Origin of the sequence: Caballeronia sp. INML1 (assembly GCF_023631085.1) — a bacterium.
Lineage (GTDB): Bacteria > Pseudomonadota > Gammaproteobacteria > Burkholderiales > Burkholderiaceae > Caballeronia > Caballeronia turbans.
In genome coordinates this window covers 74,969-91,171 of sequence record NZ_JALQDT010000055.1, presented here as the reverse complement: position 1 = coordinate 91,171, position 16,203 = coordinate 74,969, and the positions used below count along the sequence as shown (strand labels likewise).

13 protein-coding genes are annotated in these 16,203 nt (G+C 65.3%); 3 read left to right on the top strand and 10 right to left on the bottom strand.

Features of this window, described 5'->3' with window-relative positions; genetic code table 11:
* The first annotated feature begins 90 nt into the window (after positions 1–90).
* Entirely contained in the window at positions 91–1,383 is a 1,293-nt protein-coding gene (locus NCR38_RS20425; protein ID WP_250477528.1) for an FUSC family protein, read from the top strand.
* A 27-nt stretch (positions 1,384–1,410) separates the two neighbouring features.
* Here NCR38_RS20425 and zwf read toward each other — a convergent pair whose 3' ends face one another.
* From zwf to NCR38_RS20395, 6 genes are all read right to left on the bottom strand, one after another.
* The gene (gene zwf / locus NCR38_RS20420) at positions 1,411–2,886 is read right to left on the bottom strand and encodes a glucose-6-phosphate dehydrogenase (protein WP_061120017.1); all 1,476 of its coding nucleotides are present in this window, start codon (positions 2,884–2,886) and stop codon (positions 1,411–1,413) included.
* 176 nt (positions 2,887–3,062) lie between these two features.
* Positions 3,063–3,962, bottom strand: coding sequence for a LysR family transcriptional regulator (locus tag NCR38_RS20415; RefSeq protein WP_061120016.1), 900 nt, complete (start codon positions 3,960–3,962; stop codon positions 3,063–3,065).
* Between the two features lie 90 nt (positions 3,963–4,052).
* On the bottom strand, positions 4,053–6,140 hold the full coding sequence (locus NCR38_RS20410; protein ID WP_061120054.1) for a pyridoxamine 5'-phosphate oxidase family protein: 2,088 nt from the start codon (positions 6,138–6,140) through the stop codon (positions 4,053–4,055).
* Between the two features lie 70 nt (positions 6,141–6,210).
* Positions 6,211–6,831, bottom strand: a complete 621-nt coding sequence (locus tag NCR38_RS20405; protein ID WP_061120015.1) for a glutathione S-transferase family protein — start codon at positions 6,829–6,831, stop codon at positions 6,211–6,213.
* 159 nt (positions 6,832–6,990) lie between these two features.
* Entirely contained in the window at positions 6,991–7,260 is a 270-nt protein-coding gene (locus NCR38_RS20400) for a hypothetical protein (RefSeq protein WP_250477527.1), read from the bottom strand.
* Between the two features lie 103 nt (positions 7,261–7,363).
* Entirely contained in the window at positions 7,364–7,546 is a 183-nt protein-coding gene (locus NCR38_RS20395) for a DUF1289 domain-containing protein (protein WP_061120013.1), read from the bottom strand.
* A gap of 321 nt (positions 7,547–7,867) precedes the next feature.
* Here NCR38_RS20395 and NCR38_RS20390 point away from each other — a divergent pair, with 321 nt between their 5' ends.
* A complete protein-coding gene (locus NCR38_RS20390) occupies positions 7,868–9,868 on the top strand; it encodes an AI-2E family transporter (RefSeq protein ID WP_061120012.1) in 2,001 nt (666 codons plus the stop codon).
* Positions 9,869–9,880: 12 nt separating this feature from the next.
* Here the strand turns inward: NCR38_RS20390 and NCR38_RS20385 are convergent, their stop codons facing one another.
* From NCR38_RS20385 to NCR38_RS20370, 4 genes are all read right to left on the bottom strand, one after another.
* Complete coding sequence (locus tag NCR38_RS20385; RefSeq protein ID WP_061120011.1) at positions 9,881–10,114, bottom strand: hypothetical protein; 234 nt, start codon at positions 10,112–10,114, stop codon at positions 9,881–9,883.
* A 67-nt stretch (positions 10,115–10,181) separates the two neighbouring features.
* On the bottom strand, positions 10,182–11,741 hold the full coding sequence (locus NCR38_RS20380) for a PAS domain-containing methyl-accepting chemotaxis protein (RefSeq protein ID WP_061120053.1): 1,560 nt from the start codon (positions 11,739–11,741) through the stop codon (positions 10,182–10,184).
* Positions 11,742–11,894: 153 nt separating this feature from the next.
* On the bottom strand, positions 11,895–12,689 hold the full coding sequence (locus NCR38_RS20375; protein ID WP_250477526.1) for a 3-hydroxybutyrate dehydrogenase: 795 nt from the start codon (positions 12,687–12,689) through the stop codon (positions 11,895–11,897).
* Between the two features lie 294 nt (positions 12,690–12,983).
* On the bottom strand, positions 12,984–14,384 hold the full coding sequence (locus tag NCR38_RS20370) for a GntP family permease (RefSeq protein ID WP_061120009.1): 1,401 nt from the start codon (positions 14,382–14,384) through the stop codon (positions 12,984–12,986).
* Positions 14,385–14,687: 303 nt separating this feature from the next.
* Here NCR38_RS20370 and NCR38_RS20365 point away from each other — a divergent pair, with 303 nt between their 5' ends.
* Complete coding sequence (locus NCR38_RS20365) at positions 14,688–16,142, top strand: sigma-54-dependent Fis family transcriptional regulator (protein ID WP_061120008.1); 1,455 nt, start codon at positions 14,688–14,690, stop codon at positions 16,140–16,142.
* Positions 16,143–16,203: the final 61 nt, after the last annotated feature.

Genomic DNA, 16,203 nt, shown 5'->3' with positions numbered 1-16,203 from the left:
GTAGCGGATTTGCCGCATCGCGCGCGGTTCGGCTTTGCATCCGGACGATCGGCGGCTACGCTCAAACCAGACGCCCCTATCGCCAGAACAATGCCGACCGACGATTCTTCCCGACGCGCCCGCCCGATTCCGCCCGAAAGCGCCGAAGCCGTGGTCGCGTATGTGCACATCATCCGCGACGCATTTGCCGCGCTCGGGCGCGAACTCGTCGCGATCAGACCGACGCCCGCCCGCGCGCTTTTCGCGACGCAGGCGATGCTGTCCGTCGGGCTCGCTGTGGCGCTCGCGTATGCGTTCCACCTGAGCAACATCTGGTGGGCGGCGATCAGCGGCTTCGCGGTGATGCAGTCGAAGTTTTCCGCGTGCGCGCAGCGCGGCGTGCAGCGGGTGGTCGGCACGGTCGCGGGCGCGATCATCGGCGCGGTGGCGGGCGTCATGGTCGGCGATGTGCCGTGGCTCTTCGTGCCGCTGCTCGGCGTGATCGTGGGCGTGTCGGTGTATCGCGCGCTCGTGTCGGATGCGGGCTACGCGTGGGTGCTGGGCGCGGTGACGTCGTTGATGGTGACGTTCGAGGCGCATCGGCTCGTCTCTGCCGCGGCGACGGCGTCGTTCGCGTTGCTGCGGGTCGCGGAAGTCGTCGTCGGGACGATGGCGTGCGTGGCCGTGTCGGCGCTTTTTCATGCGGGCGTGCAGCACTATCGCAAGTCGCGGGGCGCGCCGCCGGTGCCGCGCGCGCAGGCGGCATCCACGGTGGATCGCATCGATGGCGTCAACGCGCAAGCCGTCACCGTGATTCCGTCCGATGCCGCGCGGGCCGTGCAGGCGCTCGACGCGACGCACGTCGCCCGCGCCGAGCAGATCGCGCTCGCGATGCGCAAGCGCCTCGCATGGCAGGGCGCGTGGTCGGTGACGATCCTGGCATCGCTCGCGTACACATGGAATCTGAGCGGCTTCGCGCAGGCGATGGTGACGGCGGTCGCCGTGCTGATCCTGCCCGCATCGGCGCTCGGCAAGCCGACGCGCAAGCCGGTCGCCGAGCGCATGATCCAGCGCTTCATCGGCTGTCTGCTGGCGGGCGCGGTGAGTCTCGCGCTGCTGCCGTTAGTGGGCGATAACGCGCTCGCCTGCATGGTCGCGCTGTGCGCGGGCGTGTGGATGGGCTGTCACGTGCAGACCGGCACGCAAGGCGCGAGCTATGTCGGGCGGCAGTTCAGCATCGCGTTCATCATGGTGTTCGTGCAGGACCACCACTGGTCGTCCGACCCGATGCCGGCGCTGATGAGGCTCGTGGGGATTCTGGGCGGGATCGTGGTGTTGTCGGCGGTGATGGCGCTGGGCGCCGCGTGGGCCGCGAGACGAACGTCGCGCGTCGCGATGCGGTGACTCCAGCCAGCCGCATCGCGCGATGACTTAAGCCTCTTCCGCCCAGGCCTGATTTTCCCGCGCCATCAACGCGCTCGACGCCGCCGGTCCGAACGTCCCCGCCGTGTATCCGCGCGGCCGGTCGCCCAGTTCCTTCCAGCCGTTGAGAATTGGCTCGACCCACGTCCACGCGGCTTCCAGTTCATCGCGTCGCATGAAGTGCGTGAGCCTGCCGCGAATCACGTCGATCAGCAAGCGCTCGTAAGCCTCCGCGCGCCGTTGCGTCATGGCCTGTTGCAGATCGAGATTGAGCGTGACCGGCTGCATATGCATGCCGCTTCCCGGTTCCTTAGCCAGCATCTGCAACTGGATCGACTCTTCGGGCTGCAGTGTGATCGTCAGCCGGTTGCCGTAGTGACGCGGACCGTCCGGAATGATCGAGAACGGCAGATCCGCGAAATCGATGACGATCTCCGAGCGGCGATTCTGCATGCGCTTGCCGGTGCGCAGGAAGAACGGCACATTCGCCCAGCGCCAGTTGTTGATATGCGCGCGCAATGCGACGAACGTCTCCGCGCGGCTGTCGGGCGGCACGTTCTGTTCTTCGAGATAGCCCTTCACCGCCTCGCCGCCGACCGCGCCCGCCGTGTACTGGCCGCGCACCGTGTCGCGGGCGATATCGGCGACGGTCATCGGCCGCAGCGATTTCAGCACCTTCAGCTTTTCGTCGCGCACGGCGTCCGGATCGAGCGACACGGGCGGTTCCATCGCGACGATGCACAGCAGTTGCAGCAAGTGGTTCTGCACCATGTCGCGCAACGCGCCGGTGTGATCGTAGAAGCCCGCGCGGCTGCCCACGCCGACTGTCTCCGACACCGTGATCTGCACGCTCTTGATATACGGCGCCTGCCACAGCGGCCCGAAGATCGCATTGCCGAAGCGCAGCACCATCAGGTTCTGCACGGTTTCCTTGCCGAGATAATGGTCGATGCGATAAATCTGCTCTTCCTTGAAGTGCTTGCCGACGGCATCGTTGATCGCGCGCGCGGAGGCGAGATCGTGGCCGAGCGGCTTTTCCAGCACGACGCGCGCGTGATCGTCGAGAATGCCGGCGTTGTCGAGGTTTTCGCAGATGGTCACGAACAGTTCAGGCGACGTAGACAGGTAAAGCACGCGCTGCGAGCCGGGGCGCACCGCTTGCGCGAGACGCTCGAAATCGCCGGGATTCTCGATGTCGACGCGCACGTAGTCGAAGAGCGCGAGGAATTTGTCCCACGACTGCGCATCGAAGGCTTTGGCGTCGATGAACGGACGCGCCTGTTCTTCCATGAAATTCTTGAGGTAGTCCTCGCGCGTCCAGTCCTTGCGGCCAATCGCGAGAATGCGCGTGTCGGCGGGCAGGTTGCAGTGCATGTGCGCCATGTAGAGCGCCGGCAGCAGCTTGCGCGCCGCGAGGTCTCCGCCGCCGCCGAAGATGATCATGTCGAGCGGGCGTTCGTTTGAGGGAGAAGTTGGATTCGTCATGGTGCGTGAGCCGGTAAAGGTTCAGGAAAGCCGAAAGCGCGCCGATCGGTGCGATCGTTCGAGACAGCTATGTTGCATGTTTTGCCGGCACTTTGCACGGCAGTCGTGCTAACGGGCGTTCGATTCGCCGGCCGGTGGACGAAATGTCACCGACAGTGCGTAATGTTTAGCGCGGGTTAGCGCAACGAAACGTCCGCGCGCAGCGTCGTCACGGCGAGGTCGAGGAACGCACGCACCTTCTGCGTGACATGACGTCCTTCGCGATGCACGAGATGGATCGGCAAGGGCGGCGGCTCGAATTCCGGCAGCACGATCGCGAGACGCGCGTCGGCGACATGCCGTGCGACCTGATACGACAGGAGCCGCGCCATGCCGAAATCCGCGAGCGCGGCGGCGATCGCGGAATCATTGGTCGTCGTCGTGAAGCGCGGATGTGCGCGCACGAGAAACTGCCGCTCGCCGTCGTGCAGGCGCCATTCCGGCGGCGACGACGAGCCCGTCGACGCGATGATCACATGTTCAGCGAGATCGTCCGGATGACGCGGCGTGCCGTGCTTCTCGAGATAGGCGGGCGATGCGCACAGCACGCGCCGCACGCGCCCCACGTTGATCGCCTGCAACGATGAATCCGGCAATTGCGCGATGCGCACCGCCACGTCGATGCCCTCGTCGACGAGATTGACCACACGATCGACGAACCAGCAGCTCGCATCGGCTTCGGGATAACGGCGCAGATAGTCGAGCACGATCGGTGTGACGTGCAGCCGGCCGAACATCACCGGCGCGGTGATCGAGAGCAGGCCGCGCGGCGACGAATGCGTGCCCGTCGCGGAGAGCTCGGCGATATCGATCTCGCCGAGGATGCGCCGGCAATCCTCGAAATAGCCGCTGCCGGCATCGGTGAGACGCACGACGCGCGTCGTGCGCGTGAGCAGGCGCACGCCGAGACGCTCTTCGAGCTCGGTCACGACACGGCTCACGACCGACGGCGAGACATCGAGCTTGCGCGCCGCCGATGCGAAGCCGCCGGTCTCGACCACCGTGACGAAGGTCGTCATTGCCTGTAAACGGTCCATGAGAAAACACGAGGCACGCGAGCATGAAGATGCCGTGCATTCTCGGGGATATGTGCGCGGGGCACAATCCACGACCGCTTGACGTCCTGGTCAAAGGTCGAGTTCCAGCTTGCCGCCGTCGTCCGCGGCGGGCATTGCGCAGCAGATCAGCGCTTCGTCGTCGGCGACGCGGAAAGCCGGCTCGCTTTCATACGACACCGCGCCCTGCACGATGCGCGTTCTGCATGTGCCGCACGTTCCACCCCGGCAGTTGAATTCCGGCGAAAGGCCGTTCGCTTCCGCGAGTTCGAGCAAGGTGCCCGCACCGGGTTTCCATTGCGCGTCTTTGGCCGACTTCGAGAAACTGACTTTCACCGGCTCGGTCGCGGCGGGGCGCATCGGCTTCACGTCGGCGCCGCGATCCGCCGTGCGCTTGAGCGCCGAAGGACCGAACGCCTCCGCATGAATGCGCCCGTCGGAGACATTGAGCGCGCGCAGCCTGTCGTAGATCGACTGCATGAACGCGCCGGGGCCGCACAGATAGAAGTCGTAGTCGTTGAAGGGCATGCGGCTCGTCAGCAGGTCGATGTCGATGCGCCCCGATGCATCGTAGTCGCGCCCGAGCTCTGCGCCGTTCGTGTCGCTCAGCACGCGGATCACGTTCACCGCACCGCCCGCTGCTTGCGCGAGCGCTTCGATTTCCTGGGCGAACGCGCGGCTCGCGAGCGAATGCGCCGATACGATCATCCACACCGGACGAACGCGCCGCTTTCTCAGCCCTTCATACACCACGTGCCGGAGCATCGCGAGCATCGGCGTGATGCCGACGCCCGCCGCCATCAGCACGGCCGGACGATGCTCGAACGGGTCGATCGTGAAGTCGCCGGCGGGCGAGCGCGCTTCGATCACGTCGCCGACTTTAAGCGTGTCGTGCAGATGCCCGGATACGCGTCCCTCGCGCTTCACGCTGATGCGATACCGGCCGTCCGATGGCGCGACCGAAAGCGTGTACGTGCGGATCAGCGGTTTCGCCTCGCCCGGCGGCGTAACGCGAATCGGCAGATGCTGGCCGGCCTGGTGAGGAACGATGCCCGCGCCATCGGCCGGTTCGAGATGGAAGGAGCGGATCGCGTTGCTTTCATCGACGATCTTGCTCACGCGGAAGGTTCGCCACGCATTCGCGAGCGCGGCCGCCTTCAGGCGCTCGGCCGCCTGCTCCCAGTCGCCCGTCATCAACGAATTGGGCGACGCGCCCTCGCTGCGCGCCTTCCACCGCAACGGCAGCGCGCCCGCACGATACACGATGCGGCGCGGCGTGAAGCGCCACAGCCGCTCCGCGCCCTGGAACGCGGCGGTTTCGTGGGAATCGAGCAGTACTTCGGCGTCGCCCGCGAGCTGCAAGACGTCGCCGGTCTCGAAGTCGGCGAAGACGAGTCCCGCGCGGCCGTTCACGAGAATGTTGCCGAGCGTGTTGAAGAAGAGATTGCCCGCGAAATCCGGAATGGTGAGCGAGCCGTCGTCGGTCAGGCGCACGAATCCCGGCTTGCCGCCGCGATGCGACACGTCCACCTGCCGATGCCCGTCTTCGCGATCGAAATACGACGCGACGAAGAACGTGTCCGCGCCCGCGATCATCGCTTTGGCGCGCGGCGAAAGCGCGTCGGACATGACGGGCTGCACGGGCGAGGGCACGGCCGGATCGCGCACGAACTCGAAATCGCGCAACTGGATGTACTGCGGGCAATTGCCGAAGCTGTGCTCGACGGCCACATCGAACCCGACGTTCGCGCCGTCGCGACGGATCGCGCCGTTCATGCGGTTGCGGCGGCGCGTGTGCAACTCGATGCCGAGCAGGCCGATCGACGCGCCATCGTTCATGCCGGCATCGGCGGGATCGAGCGGATCGCGCGCGCGGCTCATCGACAAGGTTTTCGCATCGGGCGCGCGCATGAAGCCGGGCGGCCCCGCGAGCAGCGTTGCCCACGGATCGCCGCGCTCGTCGACCGCGCCCGCCACGACGAACGGCAACTGCGCGAAGAACTGGCGATGCTGCTCCGGCATGTGATCGCGCACGACGCGCCGCCCGACGCCGTCCATGCGCTCATCGACGCCGAAGGCTTTCTGAATGGCGATTTCGCCCGGATGCCACGGCGAAGGCGTGGCGGCAGATGGAACAGCGGAGAGCGCTGAAGCGGACATGATCGGATGCCTCTTCGATTCGGGCGCGGCGGCAGAGCGCAATGCAAGACGCGAAGCCGCCGCGCTCACTTTACGCCGCGAGACCCGCGGCTGTCTTCTGGAAGGGAACGAAGCCGGGCAACGCCTCGACGCGCGCGAGCCACGCATTCACATTCGCGTAGCCGGAGATATCGACATTGCCTTCGGGCGCGCTCGAGATGTAGCTGTAGAGCGCGACATCCGCGATGCTCGGGTGCGTCGCGCCGATATCCGCGATCCAGTCGCGCTGCGCCAGTTCCGAATCGATCACCTTGAGCACGTTGTGCGCGCGGGCGATGACTTCCTGCGCATCGAATTTCGCGCCGAACACGGTGATGAGACGCGCGGCGGCGGGTCCGAACGCGATCTGACCGGCCGCGACCGACAGCCAGCGCTGCACGGCGGCGGCTTCGGCGGGCGTGTCGGGCAGCCATTTCGTGTCGCCGGCTTTCATCGCGAGATAGACGAGGATCGCGTTCGAGTCGGCAATGACGATATCGCCGTCGACGAGCACGGGAATCTGGCCGAAGCGGTTCAGCTTCAGATAGTCGGGCGTCTTGTGCGCGGCGGCCGCGAGATCGACGAATTCTGCTTCGTGGTCGACTCCGAGCAGGTTCAGGAAGAGACGTGCGCGGTGCGCATGACCGGACAGCGGATGGTGATAGATCTTCACGGCAGATTTCCCTGATTCGGTTGATGGCCGGGAGAAGTCCCGTCCTGCGAATCAAGTATCGGTTCTTGCCGTGAGAAGGAGAATAGCGGCGGATTTCAAATCACTATTCTCGTATCGAGAACGGTGAGCGCGCGCGTCGTGCGTCCGCTCACGCAGCGCTCACTCGCCGCGCGGCACGTTCGCCTTGTTGCCCGCGAGCGGCGAGCCGTAGCCGCCGCTGTTGGCGTTGTTCGGAAGACCGTTGACGAGCTGCGCGCGCGGATCGCTCGGATTGAGATTGAGTTCGCCCGCCTGCGCGTTGCCGTGCGTCGGATATTGACTGCCGAGCGGCGCGTACATGTCGGTTTCGACGCTCGGATGCAACTGCGCGAAAGCCGATGTGGCGGCAAAGGCCGATGTGAAAACAAACGCGGCACAAGTCACTTTCATGGCTGACTCCCTGCAAAAGTCCCGTTCAGTGTAGTCCGCGAGCGGGACGAAAGACGCCATCACCCTTTCGCCGACCAGTCCAGCGTTTGTTCTCTCACAACGCCTACTTCTTGTGTTTTTTGAGCTTTGCTTTGCGCTTGGGCCGTTCATCGATGATGCGCGCTCGATGCTTGTCCTTCATCTTCTTCCATTGCTTGCATTCGTTCTTCGTGCGCAGACAACCGATGCACAGGTCGGTCTTTTCATCGAACTTGCAGATGCCGATGCAGGGTGAATCGACTGCCATGATGTCCTTTTCAATGAGCCGCGGCTTTCGCCGATGAACCGCGGCGAAACGTCAATGTCGCACGCGCGACGTTTGCGCATCCAACTGATTGTTCCGATCATGGCGATAGAGCACGGCGCGGCCCGCGCTGCTCCCGTATCTCCTCACCGTTGAACCGATTGCAGGGGAATTCGGCTCCCGAATAGACTCACCTCAATGGCGACGGGCGCGACGCGCACGGCACGCGCCTTGCTTGACCGTCGCTGCTCCCGCGCACAAGCCGGCGCGCCAGCAACACGCCGTGCGCCGCCCGACTTAAATACAGAAAGCGAGCCATTCCCCATGCCGCAAGCACCCGGGCCGCGCCGGCCACCCGCGAAGATCCTGCCGCCCGAAGCGCCCGGCGTGCGTGCGCTGGCGTCACTCGTGACGGGCGTCGTCATCATTTGCGCGCTGTATTTCGGCCGCGCGGTGATGATCCCGATCATCCTCGCGATCCTATTGAGCTTTTTGCTCGCGCCGTTCGTCGACTTCCTGCGGCGGCTGCGCTTCGGTCAGGTGCCGTCGGTGATCGTCGCGGTGGTGATCGCGCTGTCCGTGCTGACTGCGGTCGGCGCCTTGATCGGCGCGCAGGTCGCGCAGCTCGCGAGCGATCTGCCGAAGTATCAGGTCGCGGTCGAGCGCAAGATCGAAAACGTGCAGCGCATGACCGTCGGCCGCGCCGACGAGTTTCTCGGCCGCGCATCCCGTGCGTTGAAGCGCATTTCGCCCGCGCGCGAGCAGGAGCCGAAGAACGAGGACAACCCGGCCGCGTCGCCGATCGATCAGCCGATGCCCGTCGAAGTTCACGAGCCCACGCCGACGCCGCTGGAGCTGGCGCAGCGCTTTCTGTCGCCGATCATCAGTCCTCTGGAAACCACGGGCATCGTGCTCGTCGTCGCGGTGTTCATCCTGTTGCAGCGTGAGGATCTGCGCGACCGGCTGATACGGCTTTTCGGCTCGCGCGACCTGCATCGCGCGACCACGGCGATGGACGAGGCCGCCCGGCGTCTGTCGCGCTACTTCCTCGCGCAGCTCGGCATCAACGCGAGCGTGGGGATCGTCATCGCGATCGGGCTTGCGATCATCGGCGTGCCGGGCGCGCTGCTGTTCGGCGTGATGACCGCACTCCTGCGCTTCGTGCCTTACGTCGGGACGTGGATCGCGGCGATCGTCGCGGTCGTGTTCGCGGCGGCGGTCGGCCCCGGCTGGGCGATGCTCGTGTGGACCATCGTCCTGTTCGGCGTGACGGATATTCTCGCGGGTCAGGTCGTCGAGCCGCTGCTGTACGGGCACAGCACGGGATTGTCGCCGTTCGCGGTGATCGTCGCGGCGATCTTCTGGAGCTGGATCTGGGGGCCGATCGGCCTCGTGCTCTCGACGCCGCTTACTCTGTGCCTCGTGATTCTCGGCCGCCACGTCGATCGGCTCGAATTTCTCGATGTGCTCTTCGGCGACCGCCCCGCGCTCACGCCCGCCGAGAACTTCTATCAGCGCCTGCTCGCGAACGATCCCGACGAGGCGCTCGTGCAGGCCGAGACGCTGCTCAAGGAGCGCTCGCTGATCGCGTATTACGACGAGGTCGCGCTGGAAGGCCTGCGCTACGCCCACAACGACGTGCTGCGCGGTGTCGTGACCGCGGATCAGCTGCGGCGCATCAACGAATCCGCGCTCGACATCATCGAAGGACTGGAGGACGCAGAAGATACCGCCGTGACCGTCGAGCGCAAGGAAGAGCTGCCCGCGAGCTTCGATTCTGTCGACAATGCGCAAGGCCTGGCGCACGAAACCCCGCCCGCGCGCTTCGATGCCGAGAAAGAAGGCCACACGGCGTCGGTGCTGTGCATCGCGGGGAGAAGCGAGCTGGACGATCTCGCGGCGACCATCGCCGTGCAGCTCTTTCGCAAGCACGGCCTGTACGCGGATCTCGCGGGCTACGAGCGCTTCTCGCGCGGACGTTTCGGTGAAGTCGATCTCGCGGGCGTGTCGATCATCTGCGTGGTGTCGTTCGATGCAGCCGAGTCGCCGCCATATTTGCGCAATCTGCTGCGGCGCCTGCATCAGCGTGCGCCATCGGCCGAGCTGATTGTCGGGCTGGTGTTCCCCGAAAGCCCGTTGCAAGGTGAAGTGCTTGTGCGCACGAGCTCGGCGGCGGTGTCGTTCCGGGAACTGGTCGAGGCATGCGTGGCAGCCGCGCGCCGCCAGTCGAGCGACGGCGTGCCGTGGGCCGGTCTCGGCGACACGGGCGGCGAAGCCGCTTTGAGCGGGCCGGGCGAGGACGTGCCTGAATTGCGGAACGCGTGACGCGTGACGCGCTTACCGGTTCCCGTCGAACAGATCGTTGAGCATGGTATCGAAGGCGGCTTGCGCGTCTTCGAGTTCCTGAAGCGCGGCATCGAACGTCTGCAGCGCCATCTGCGACGGCCGGCCGTCGCCTTCGGGCGGAAACTGCGTTTGCAGCGCCAGGAAGGCGGACTGAACCTGACGCGTCGCGTTGACGATACGTTCCATCGCTCGCGCTTCTTCCGCGCGATTGTTCTCAGCGGTCATCGGACACACTCCTCGTTGGCAATGTCCCGATAGTACCAAGCGATGCGCTCTTCGACGCTGCCCGATCTCAAGCTTTCGCGACCGTGAAGAGCCGCACGGCTTCGTCGAGCACCACGGCGCGTTGCGCGAGGCGCTGCGCGGTAGCCGCCGCCTGCTCGACGAGCGCGGCGTTCTGCTGGGTCGAGTCGTCGAGATGCGCGACCGCCTGATTCACCTGCGCGATGCCCTCGGCCTGCTCGCTGCTCGCCTTCGCCACTTCCATGATGATCGTCGACACGCGGTTCACCGCTTCGTCGATGGCGCGCATCTGGCTCGTCGTGCGCGTGACGAGGCTCGTGCCTTCCGCGATTTGCGCGACGCTCGTCGCCACCACGCCTTCGATTTCCTTCGCCGATGCCGCGCAGCGCTGCGCCAGATTGCGCACTTCGGTCGCGACGACCGCGAACGAGCGGCCCGCTTCGCCCGCGCGCGCCGCCTCGACGGCCGCGTTCAGCGCGAGGATGTTGGTCTGGAACGCGATGCCGTCGATGACATCGGTGATGTCCGCGATGCGCCGCGACGCCGCCGTGATGCCCGCCATCGTCTGCTCGACCTGGCTCGCGATGCGCCCGCCGTCATCCGCCGCGGCCTGCGCTTCCCTGACGAGTTCGAGGGCGCGCACGGTGGCGTCGGCGTTGCCTTGAACGGTGGTGGTCAGCTGATCCATCGTCGCGGCGGTCTGTTCGAGCGACGCCGCCTGCATTTCCGTGCGGCGCGACAGGTCCGTGTTGCCGCTCGAAATCTCGGTGGCGGCTTCGAGCATGCCGCCGATCTGCCCGCGCACGTCGAAGACGATCGCCGCGAGATTCGCCTTCAGCTGGCCGAGCGCGCGCTGCACATCGCCCAGATCGTCGTGGCGCGCGTCGGGCATGTCGACGGTCAGATCGCCCGCCGCCATGCGCGCGGCGAAACCGGACATCGTCCGCACGGGTGCATCCACCTGACGCGACAGCGCGAGCCAGCCCGCGAAGCTCGCCGCCGCGCCGACGGCGAGCGCGATCCAGAACGGCAACGGCGGCGCGCCGCGCCAGCCGGCCAGTGCGGCGATCGACATGCTGACGGGCACTGCCGCGAAAGCCGTACCCAGACGCGCGCTGACCGGCATGTTCGCGATCGCGGCGAGCTTGCCGGCGATGCCGTGTTTCACGAGCGCGCCGCGCACGAGCTTGTGCGACGCGTTGCCGGTCTTGATCTGCGCATAGAGCGCCGTTGCCTCGCGCACTTCGTCCAGCGTCGGCTTCACGCGCACGGAGAGATAACCGACGACCTTGCCGTGCTCCATCACCGGCGTCACGTTCGCGCGTACCCAATAATGATCGCCGTTCTTGCGCCGGTTCTTGACGAGCGCGGTCCACGAGCGGCCGGCGCGGACCGTCGCCCAGAGATCGGCGAAAGCTTCGCGCGGCATGTCGGGGTGACGAATGATGTTGTGCGGCTCGCCGATCAGCTCCTCGCGCGAGAAGCCTGACACTGACACGAACGCCGGATTGCAGTACTGGATGTTGCCGGAGAGATCGGTGGCGGAGACGAGCATCTCCGAGGCGGGGAATTCGAACGCTTGCTGGGTGACGGGCTGGTTGTTGCGCATGATGTCCTTGCTTCTTCCGATTCGCGCGCCGCCTTCGGGAAGGCGGCGCACGCCTGATTACAAGGACATAACGGCCAGAACCCCCACGATCTTTAGGGGATTCCGAGTGAAACACTCAAGTGTGGCGGAATGTCGCCGATAGACGCGCGTCGCTCACTGCGCGCTCCATCCTCCATCGATCTGCAGCGCCGAGCCGCGCATCTCGCTTGCGGCATCGGAGCAGAGAAACACCGCCATGTCGCCGATCTGCTGCGCGGTCACGAACTGCGCGGACGGCTGTTTGTCGCCGAGCAGCTTTGCGCGGGCGGCATCGGGCGTGAGCGAGTCGCGCGCGGCGAGATCGTCGATTTGCTTCTGCACGAGCGGCGTGAGCACGAAGCCCGGGCAGATCGCGTTGACGGTCACGCCGGTGCGGGCGTTTTCGAGCGCGGCGACTTTCGTCAGCCCGAGAATGCCATGCTTGGCGGCGACATAAGCCGACTTGCCCGCCGAGCCGACGAGCCCATGCACCGACGCGATGTTGATCACGCGGCCCCAGTTGCGGGCGCGCATCTGCGGCAGCGCGACGCGCATCGTGTGGAACGCCGAGCTCAGATTGATCGCGATGATGGCGTCCCAGCGGTCGACCGGGAATTCGTCGATGGTCGCGACGTGCTGGATGCCGGCATTGTTCACGAGGACGTCGACGGCGCCGAATGTTTCGTTCGCGAAGGCGATCATCGACTCGATTTCTTCGGGCTTCGTCATGTCGGCTGCGTGGTGGACGGCCTTCGCGCCGGTCGCTTCGATTTGCTTCAGGGTGCCTTCGATATCGCCGAAGCCGTTTAGCACGAGATTCGCACCGGCTTGCGCGAGCGCCGTGGCGATGGCGAGGCCGATGCCGCTCGTCGAACCGGTGACGAGGGCCGTTTTGCCGGCGAGCGATTTGTTCGATGCGGTTTGGATCATATGCGGTGCGTTCCTTTGGCTTGGGTTTTTTATGGCCTTTGAATGGCCGGCGCTTTTTTGTCCTGCTTCTGGGGCTTGCGTAGAGTTTGGCGTGCTGTCGCCATTGGCGGAATTGGGGTTGGCGCTGGCTTTCGGTTTGTTTTTGCTTTGGCTTTCGCTTTTGTTTTCGCCGGATCCCGTTTTCTTTTTGGTTTATTAGCGTTGCCCCCGCGTGGGGCAGTGCCAGTAGACCGACACGAAATCAGGATTCCGCGCGAAAAGAAGGCCCACCGGCACCGCCTCAAGCAAGACGGATCAAACGATCCCCGTCAGGTAATACACCGCGATAACAAAGAACACAGCGAGCGTCTTGATAACCGTCACCGCGAAAATATCGCGATACGACTCCCGATGCGTAAGCCCGGTCACCGCGAGCAGCGTAATGACCGCGCCGTTGTGCGGCAGCGTATCCATACCGCCGGAGGCCATCGCCACCACCCGATGCAGCACTTCGAGCGGAATATGCGCCGCCTGCGCCCCAGCGATAAACGTATCGGACATCGCGGCGAGCGCGATACTCATGCCGCCCGACGCCGAACCGGTGATCCCCGCGAGCGCACTCACGGAAATAGCCGCATTGACGAGCGGATTCGGAATGCTCTTCAGCGCATCGCTGACCACGATAAAGCCCGGCAAAGCCGCGATCACACCGCCGAAGCCATACTCGGAAGCCGTGTTCATCGCCGCGAGCAACGCGCCCGCGACAGCCGCACGTGTGCCGACCGCGAACCGCTCCTTCACACGCGGGAACGCCGTCAGCAAGACGAGCACGATACCCAGCAACAACGCACCCTCGACCGCCCAGATCGCCACGACGGTCTTCACAGCCGTGGTCACCGGCGCATGCACGCCCGGCAGCACCTCCGGCGGCACCGTGTAACTCGCGCCGTACCACGTCGGAATCCACTTCGTCAGCGCGAAGTTCGCCACGCCGACGAGAATCAGCGGCGCAATCGCGAGCACCGGATTCGGCAGCGACGTCGATTCCACGCGCTCCGGCTCGTTCACGAGCGAGGTGCCGTAGCCTTCACCCTTGGCCATCGCCGAGCGGCGGCGCCATTCGAGGAACGTCAGGCCGACCACGATGATGAACACCGAGCCGATCACGCCGAGCCACGGCGCGGCCCAGCCGGTCGTCTTGAAGAACGTCGTCGGGATGATGTTCTGGATTTGCGGCGTGCCCGGCAGCGAATCCATCGTGAACGAGAACGCGCCCAGCGCAATCGCGCCCGGCATCAGGCGCTTCGGGATATTGCTCTGCCGGTACATCTCCGCCGCGAACGGATACACCGCGAACACGACGACGAACAGCGACACGCCGCCATAGGTGAGCAGAGCGCACACCGCGACGATCACCGCATTGACGCGCGACTTGCCGATATAGCGAATGGCGGCAGCGACGATCGACTCCGAGAAGCCCGACAGCTCGATGACTTTCCCGAACACCGCGCCGAGCAGGAACACCGGAAAGTACAGCTTCACGAAGCCGACCATCTTCTCCATGAAGATGCCGGAGAACACGGGCGCGACGGCGGCGGGATCGGTGAGGAGCACGGCGGCGAGCGCCGCGATCGGGGCGAAAAGAATGACGCTGTAGCCGCGATAGGCGGCAAGCATCAGGAACGCCAGGGCGGCGAGCACGATGAGGAACGACATTGAGTCTCCGTGAGTGGTTGTTCTTTGAAACGTTGTGCGCGTCTTCTGGAAGCGCCACCGGCGCGTCGATAACGCACCGCGCGGGCACAATGCAGGTTCCGTGCCAAGAAGCCGAAACGCAACGCTGACGGGCATCGGGCCAGCATGCCATCGCAACGTTTCAGTCCGATGTCTCCGGATCGAGACATTGCAAAGGCATCGCGCAGCCATGCAACTCGTCAAGACTAGTACAGATGCGGATTGCCGGCGCGTCTCCGAATGGAGATATTTGTCTCGGTTTAGAGAATTGGAGACCTGGGCGCCATGCGCAACGACTGGATCAACGTGCCCCTCGACTATAGCGACGTCATGCGTCGCGCGATGGAGTCGCTTTTCAAAACCTTCGAGAATCTGAGCGAGGGCACTTTCATCGTCGATGCCGATGCGCGCGTCGTGTGGATCAACAAGCGCTATGCGGCGCGTTTCGGATTCGACGATCCGCTCGACGCGATCGGCCTCGACTGCGAAGCGGTGATTCCAAACAGCCTGATGCGCGAAGTCGTCGCTACAGGCAAGCCGATTCTGCTCGACGTGCTGGAAACCGATCGCGAGCCGCTCGTGGTCACGCGCCTGCCGCTCAGGGACGAGTCCGGCGCGATCATCGGCGCGATCGGTTTTGCGCTGTTCGACGAGATGAAGGCGCTCACGCCGCTTTTCGCGCATTACTCGCGCGTGCAGCAGGAACTCATCGCGACGCGTCAGTCGCTCGCGCAGGCGCGACGCGCGAAATACACGTTTTCGAGCTTCGTCGGCACGAGTCCGGCCAGTCTCGAAGTGAAGCGCCAGGCGCGGCGGGCGGCGCTCGTCGATTCGCCGGTGCTCCTGCTCGGCGAGACCGGCACCGGCAAGGAACTGCTCGCGCATTCGATCCACGGCGCATCGACGCGCGCCGGCAAGCCGCTTGTAACGGTCAATGTCGCGGCCATTCCCGACACGCTGCTCGAAGTCGAATTTTTCGGCGCGGCGGCGGGCGCATACACCGGCGCCGAGCGAAAGGGCCGCGTCGGCAAGTTCGAGCTGGCCGACGGCGGCACGCTCTTTCTCGACGAAATCGGCGACATGCCGCTGCCGTTGCAGGGCAAGCTCCTGCGCGTGCTGCAGGACAAGGAGTTCGAGCCGCTCGGCTCGAATCGCATCGTGCGCGCGGATGTGCGCATCATCGCGGCGACGTCCGCCGATCTGCCCGCGCTCGTCGCGGCGGGCCGCTTTCGCGCGGACCTGTTCTATCGCCTGAACGTGCTCACGATTCACGCGCCGCCGTTGCGCGACCGGCTCGGCGATATCGAGGCGCTTGCCTACGCGATTCTCGAAGATCTGTCCGCCGACACGCGACCAGGGCATGTCGGCCATTTCGTGCTGCATAAGGACGGGCTGCAACTTCTCGAGGCGTATTCCTGGCCGGGCAATGTCCGTGAGTTGCGCAACACGCTCGAGCGCGCGCTGATGCTTTCGGAAACCGAGCACATCGACGCCCGCGCGTTGAGCGCGTTCATCGACGCGGGGCGCGTTGCGATCGCGGCCCAGGCGGAACCGGCGGCGCAGGAAGCGGGCGGCCCGCCGAGCCTGTCCTATGCGGACGCGATGACCGATTTCGAACGGCGCTTTCTCTCCGATGCCTTGCGCGCAAGCGGCGGACGCGTCGCGGATGCGGCGGAGAAAATCGGTATCGGGCGGGCGACGCTGTACAAGAAGATCGCGGCGCTCGGCATCGCCGTCTGAAGGGCTTTTGCGCACCGGCCAAACGGCGCGAAAGCTTCGCGTGGCATACTCCCGAAATCGA

What these genes read in the sequence shown, in the direction of transcription:
- NCR38_RS20425 (WP_250477528.1), top strand. Translation starts at nt 91, where the DNA reads ATGCCGACCGACGATTCTTCCCGACGCGCCCGCCCGATTCCGCCCGAA.
- zwf (WP_061120017.1), bottom strand. Translation starts at nt 2,886, where the DNA reads ATGACGAATCCAACTTCTCCCTCAAACGAACGCCCGCTCGACATGATC.
- NCR38_RS20415 (WP_061120016.1), bottom strand. Translation starts at nt 3,962, where the DNA reads ATGGACCGTTTACAGGCAATGACGACCTTCGTCACGGTGGTCGAGACC.
- NCR38_RS20410 (WP_061120054.1), bottom strand. Translation starts at nt 6,140, where the DNA reads ATGTCCGCTTCAGCGCTCTCCGCTGTTCCATCTGCCGCCACGCCTTCG.
- NCR38_RS20400 (WP_250477527.1), bottom strand. Translation starts at nt 7,260, where the DNA reads ATGAAAGTGACTTGTGCCGCGTTTGTTTTCACATCGGCCTTTGCCGCC.
- NCR38_RS20395 (WP_061120013.1), bottom strand. Translation starts at nt 7,546, where the DNA reads ATGGCAGTCGATTCACCCTGCATCGGCATCTGCAAGTTCGATGAAAAG.
- NCR38_RS20390 (WP_061120012.1), top strand. Translation starts at nt 7,868, where the DNA reads ATGCCGCAAGCACCCGGGCCGCGCCGGCCACCCGCGAAGATCCTGCCG.
- NCR38_RS20385 (WP_061120011.1), bottom strand. Translation starts at nt 10,114, where the DNA reads ATGACCGCTGAGAACAATCGCGCGGAAGAAGCGCGAGCGATGGAACGT.
- NCR38_RS20380 (WP_061120053.1), bottom strand. Translation starts at nt 11,741, where the DNA reads ATGCGCAACAACCAGCCCGTCACCCAGCAAGCGTTCGAATTCCCCGCC.
- NCR38_RS20375 (WP_250477526.1), bottom strand. Translation starts at nt 12,689, where the DNA reads ATGATCCAAACCGCATCGAACAAATCGCTCGCCGGCAAAACGGCCCTC.
- NCR38_RS20370 (WP_061120009.1), bottom strand. Translation starts at nt 14,384, where the DNA reads ATGTCGTTCCTCATCGTGCTCGCCGCCCTGGCGTTCCTGATGCTTGCC.
- NCR38_RS20365 (WP_061120008.1), top strand. Translation starts at nt 14,688, where the DNA reads ATGCGCAACGACTGGATCAACGTGCCCCTCGACTATAGCGACGTCATG.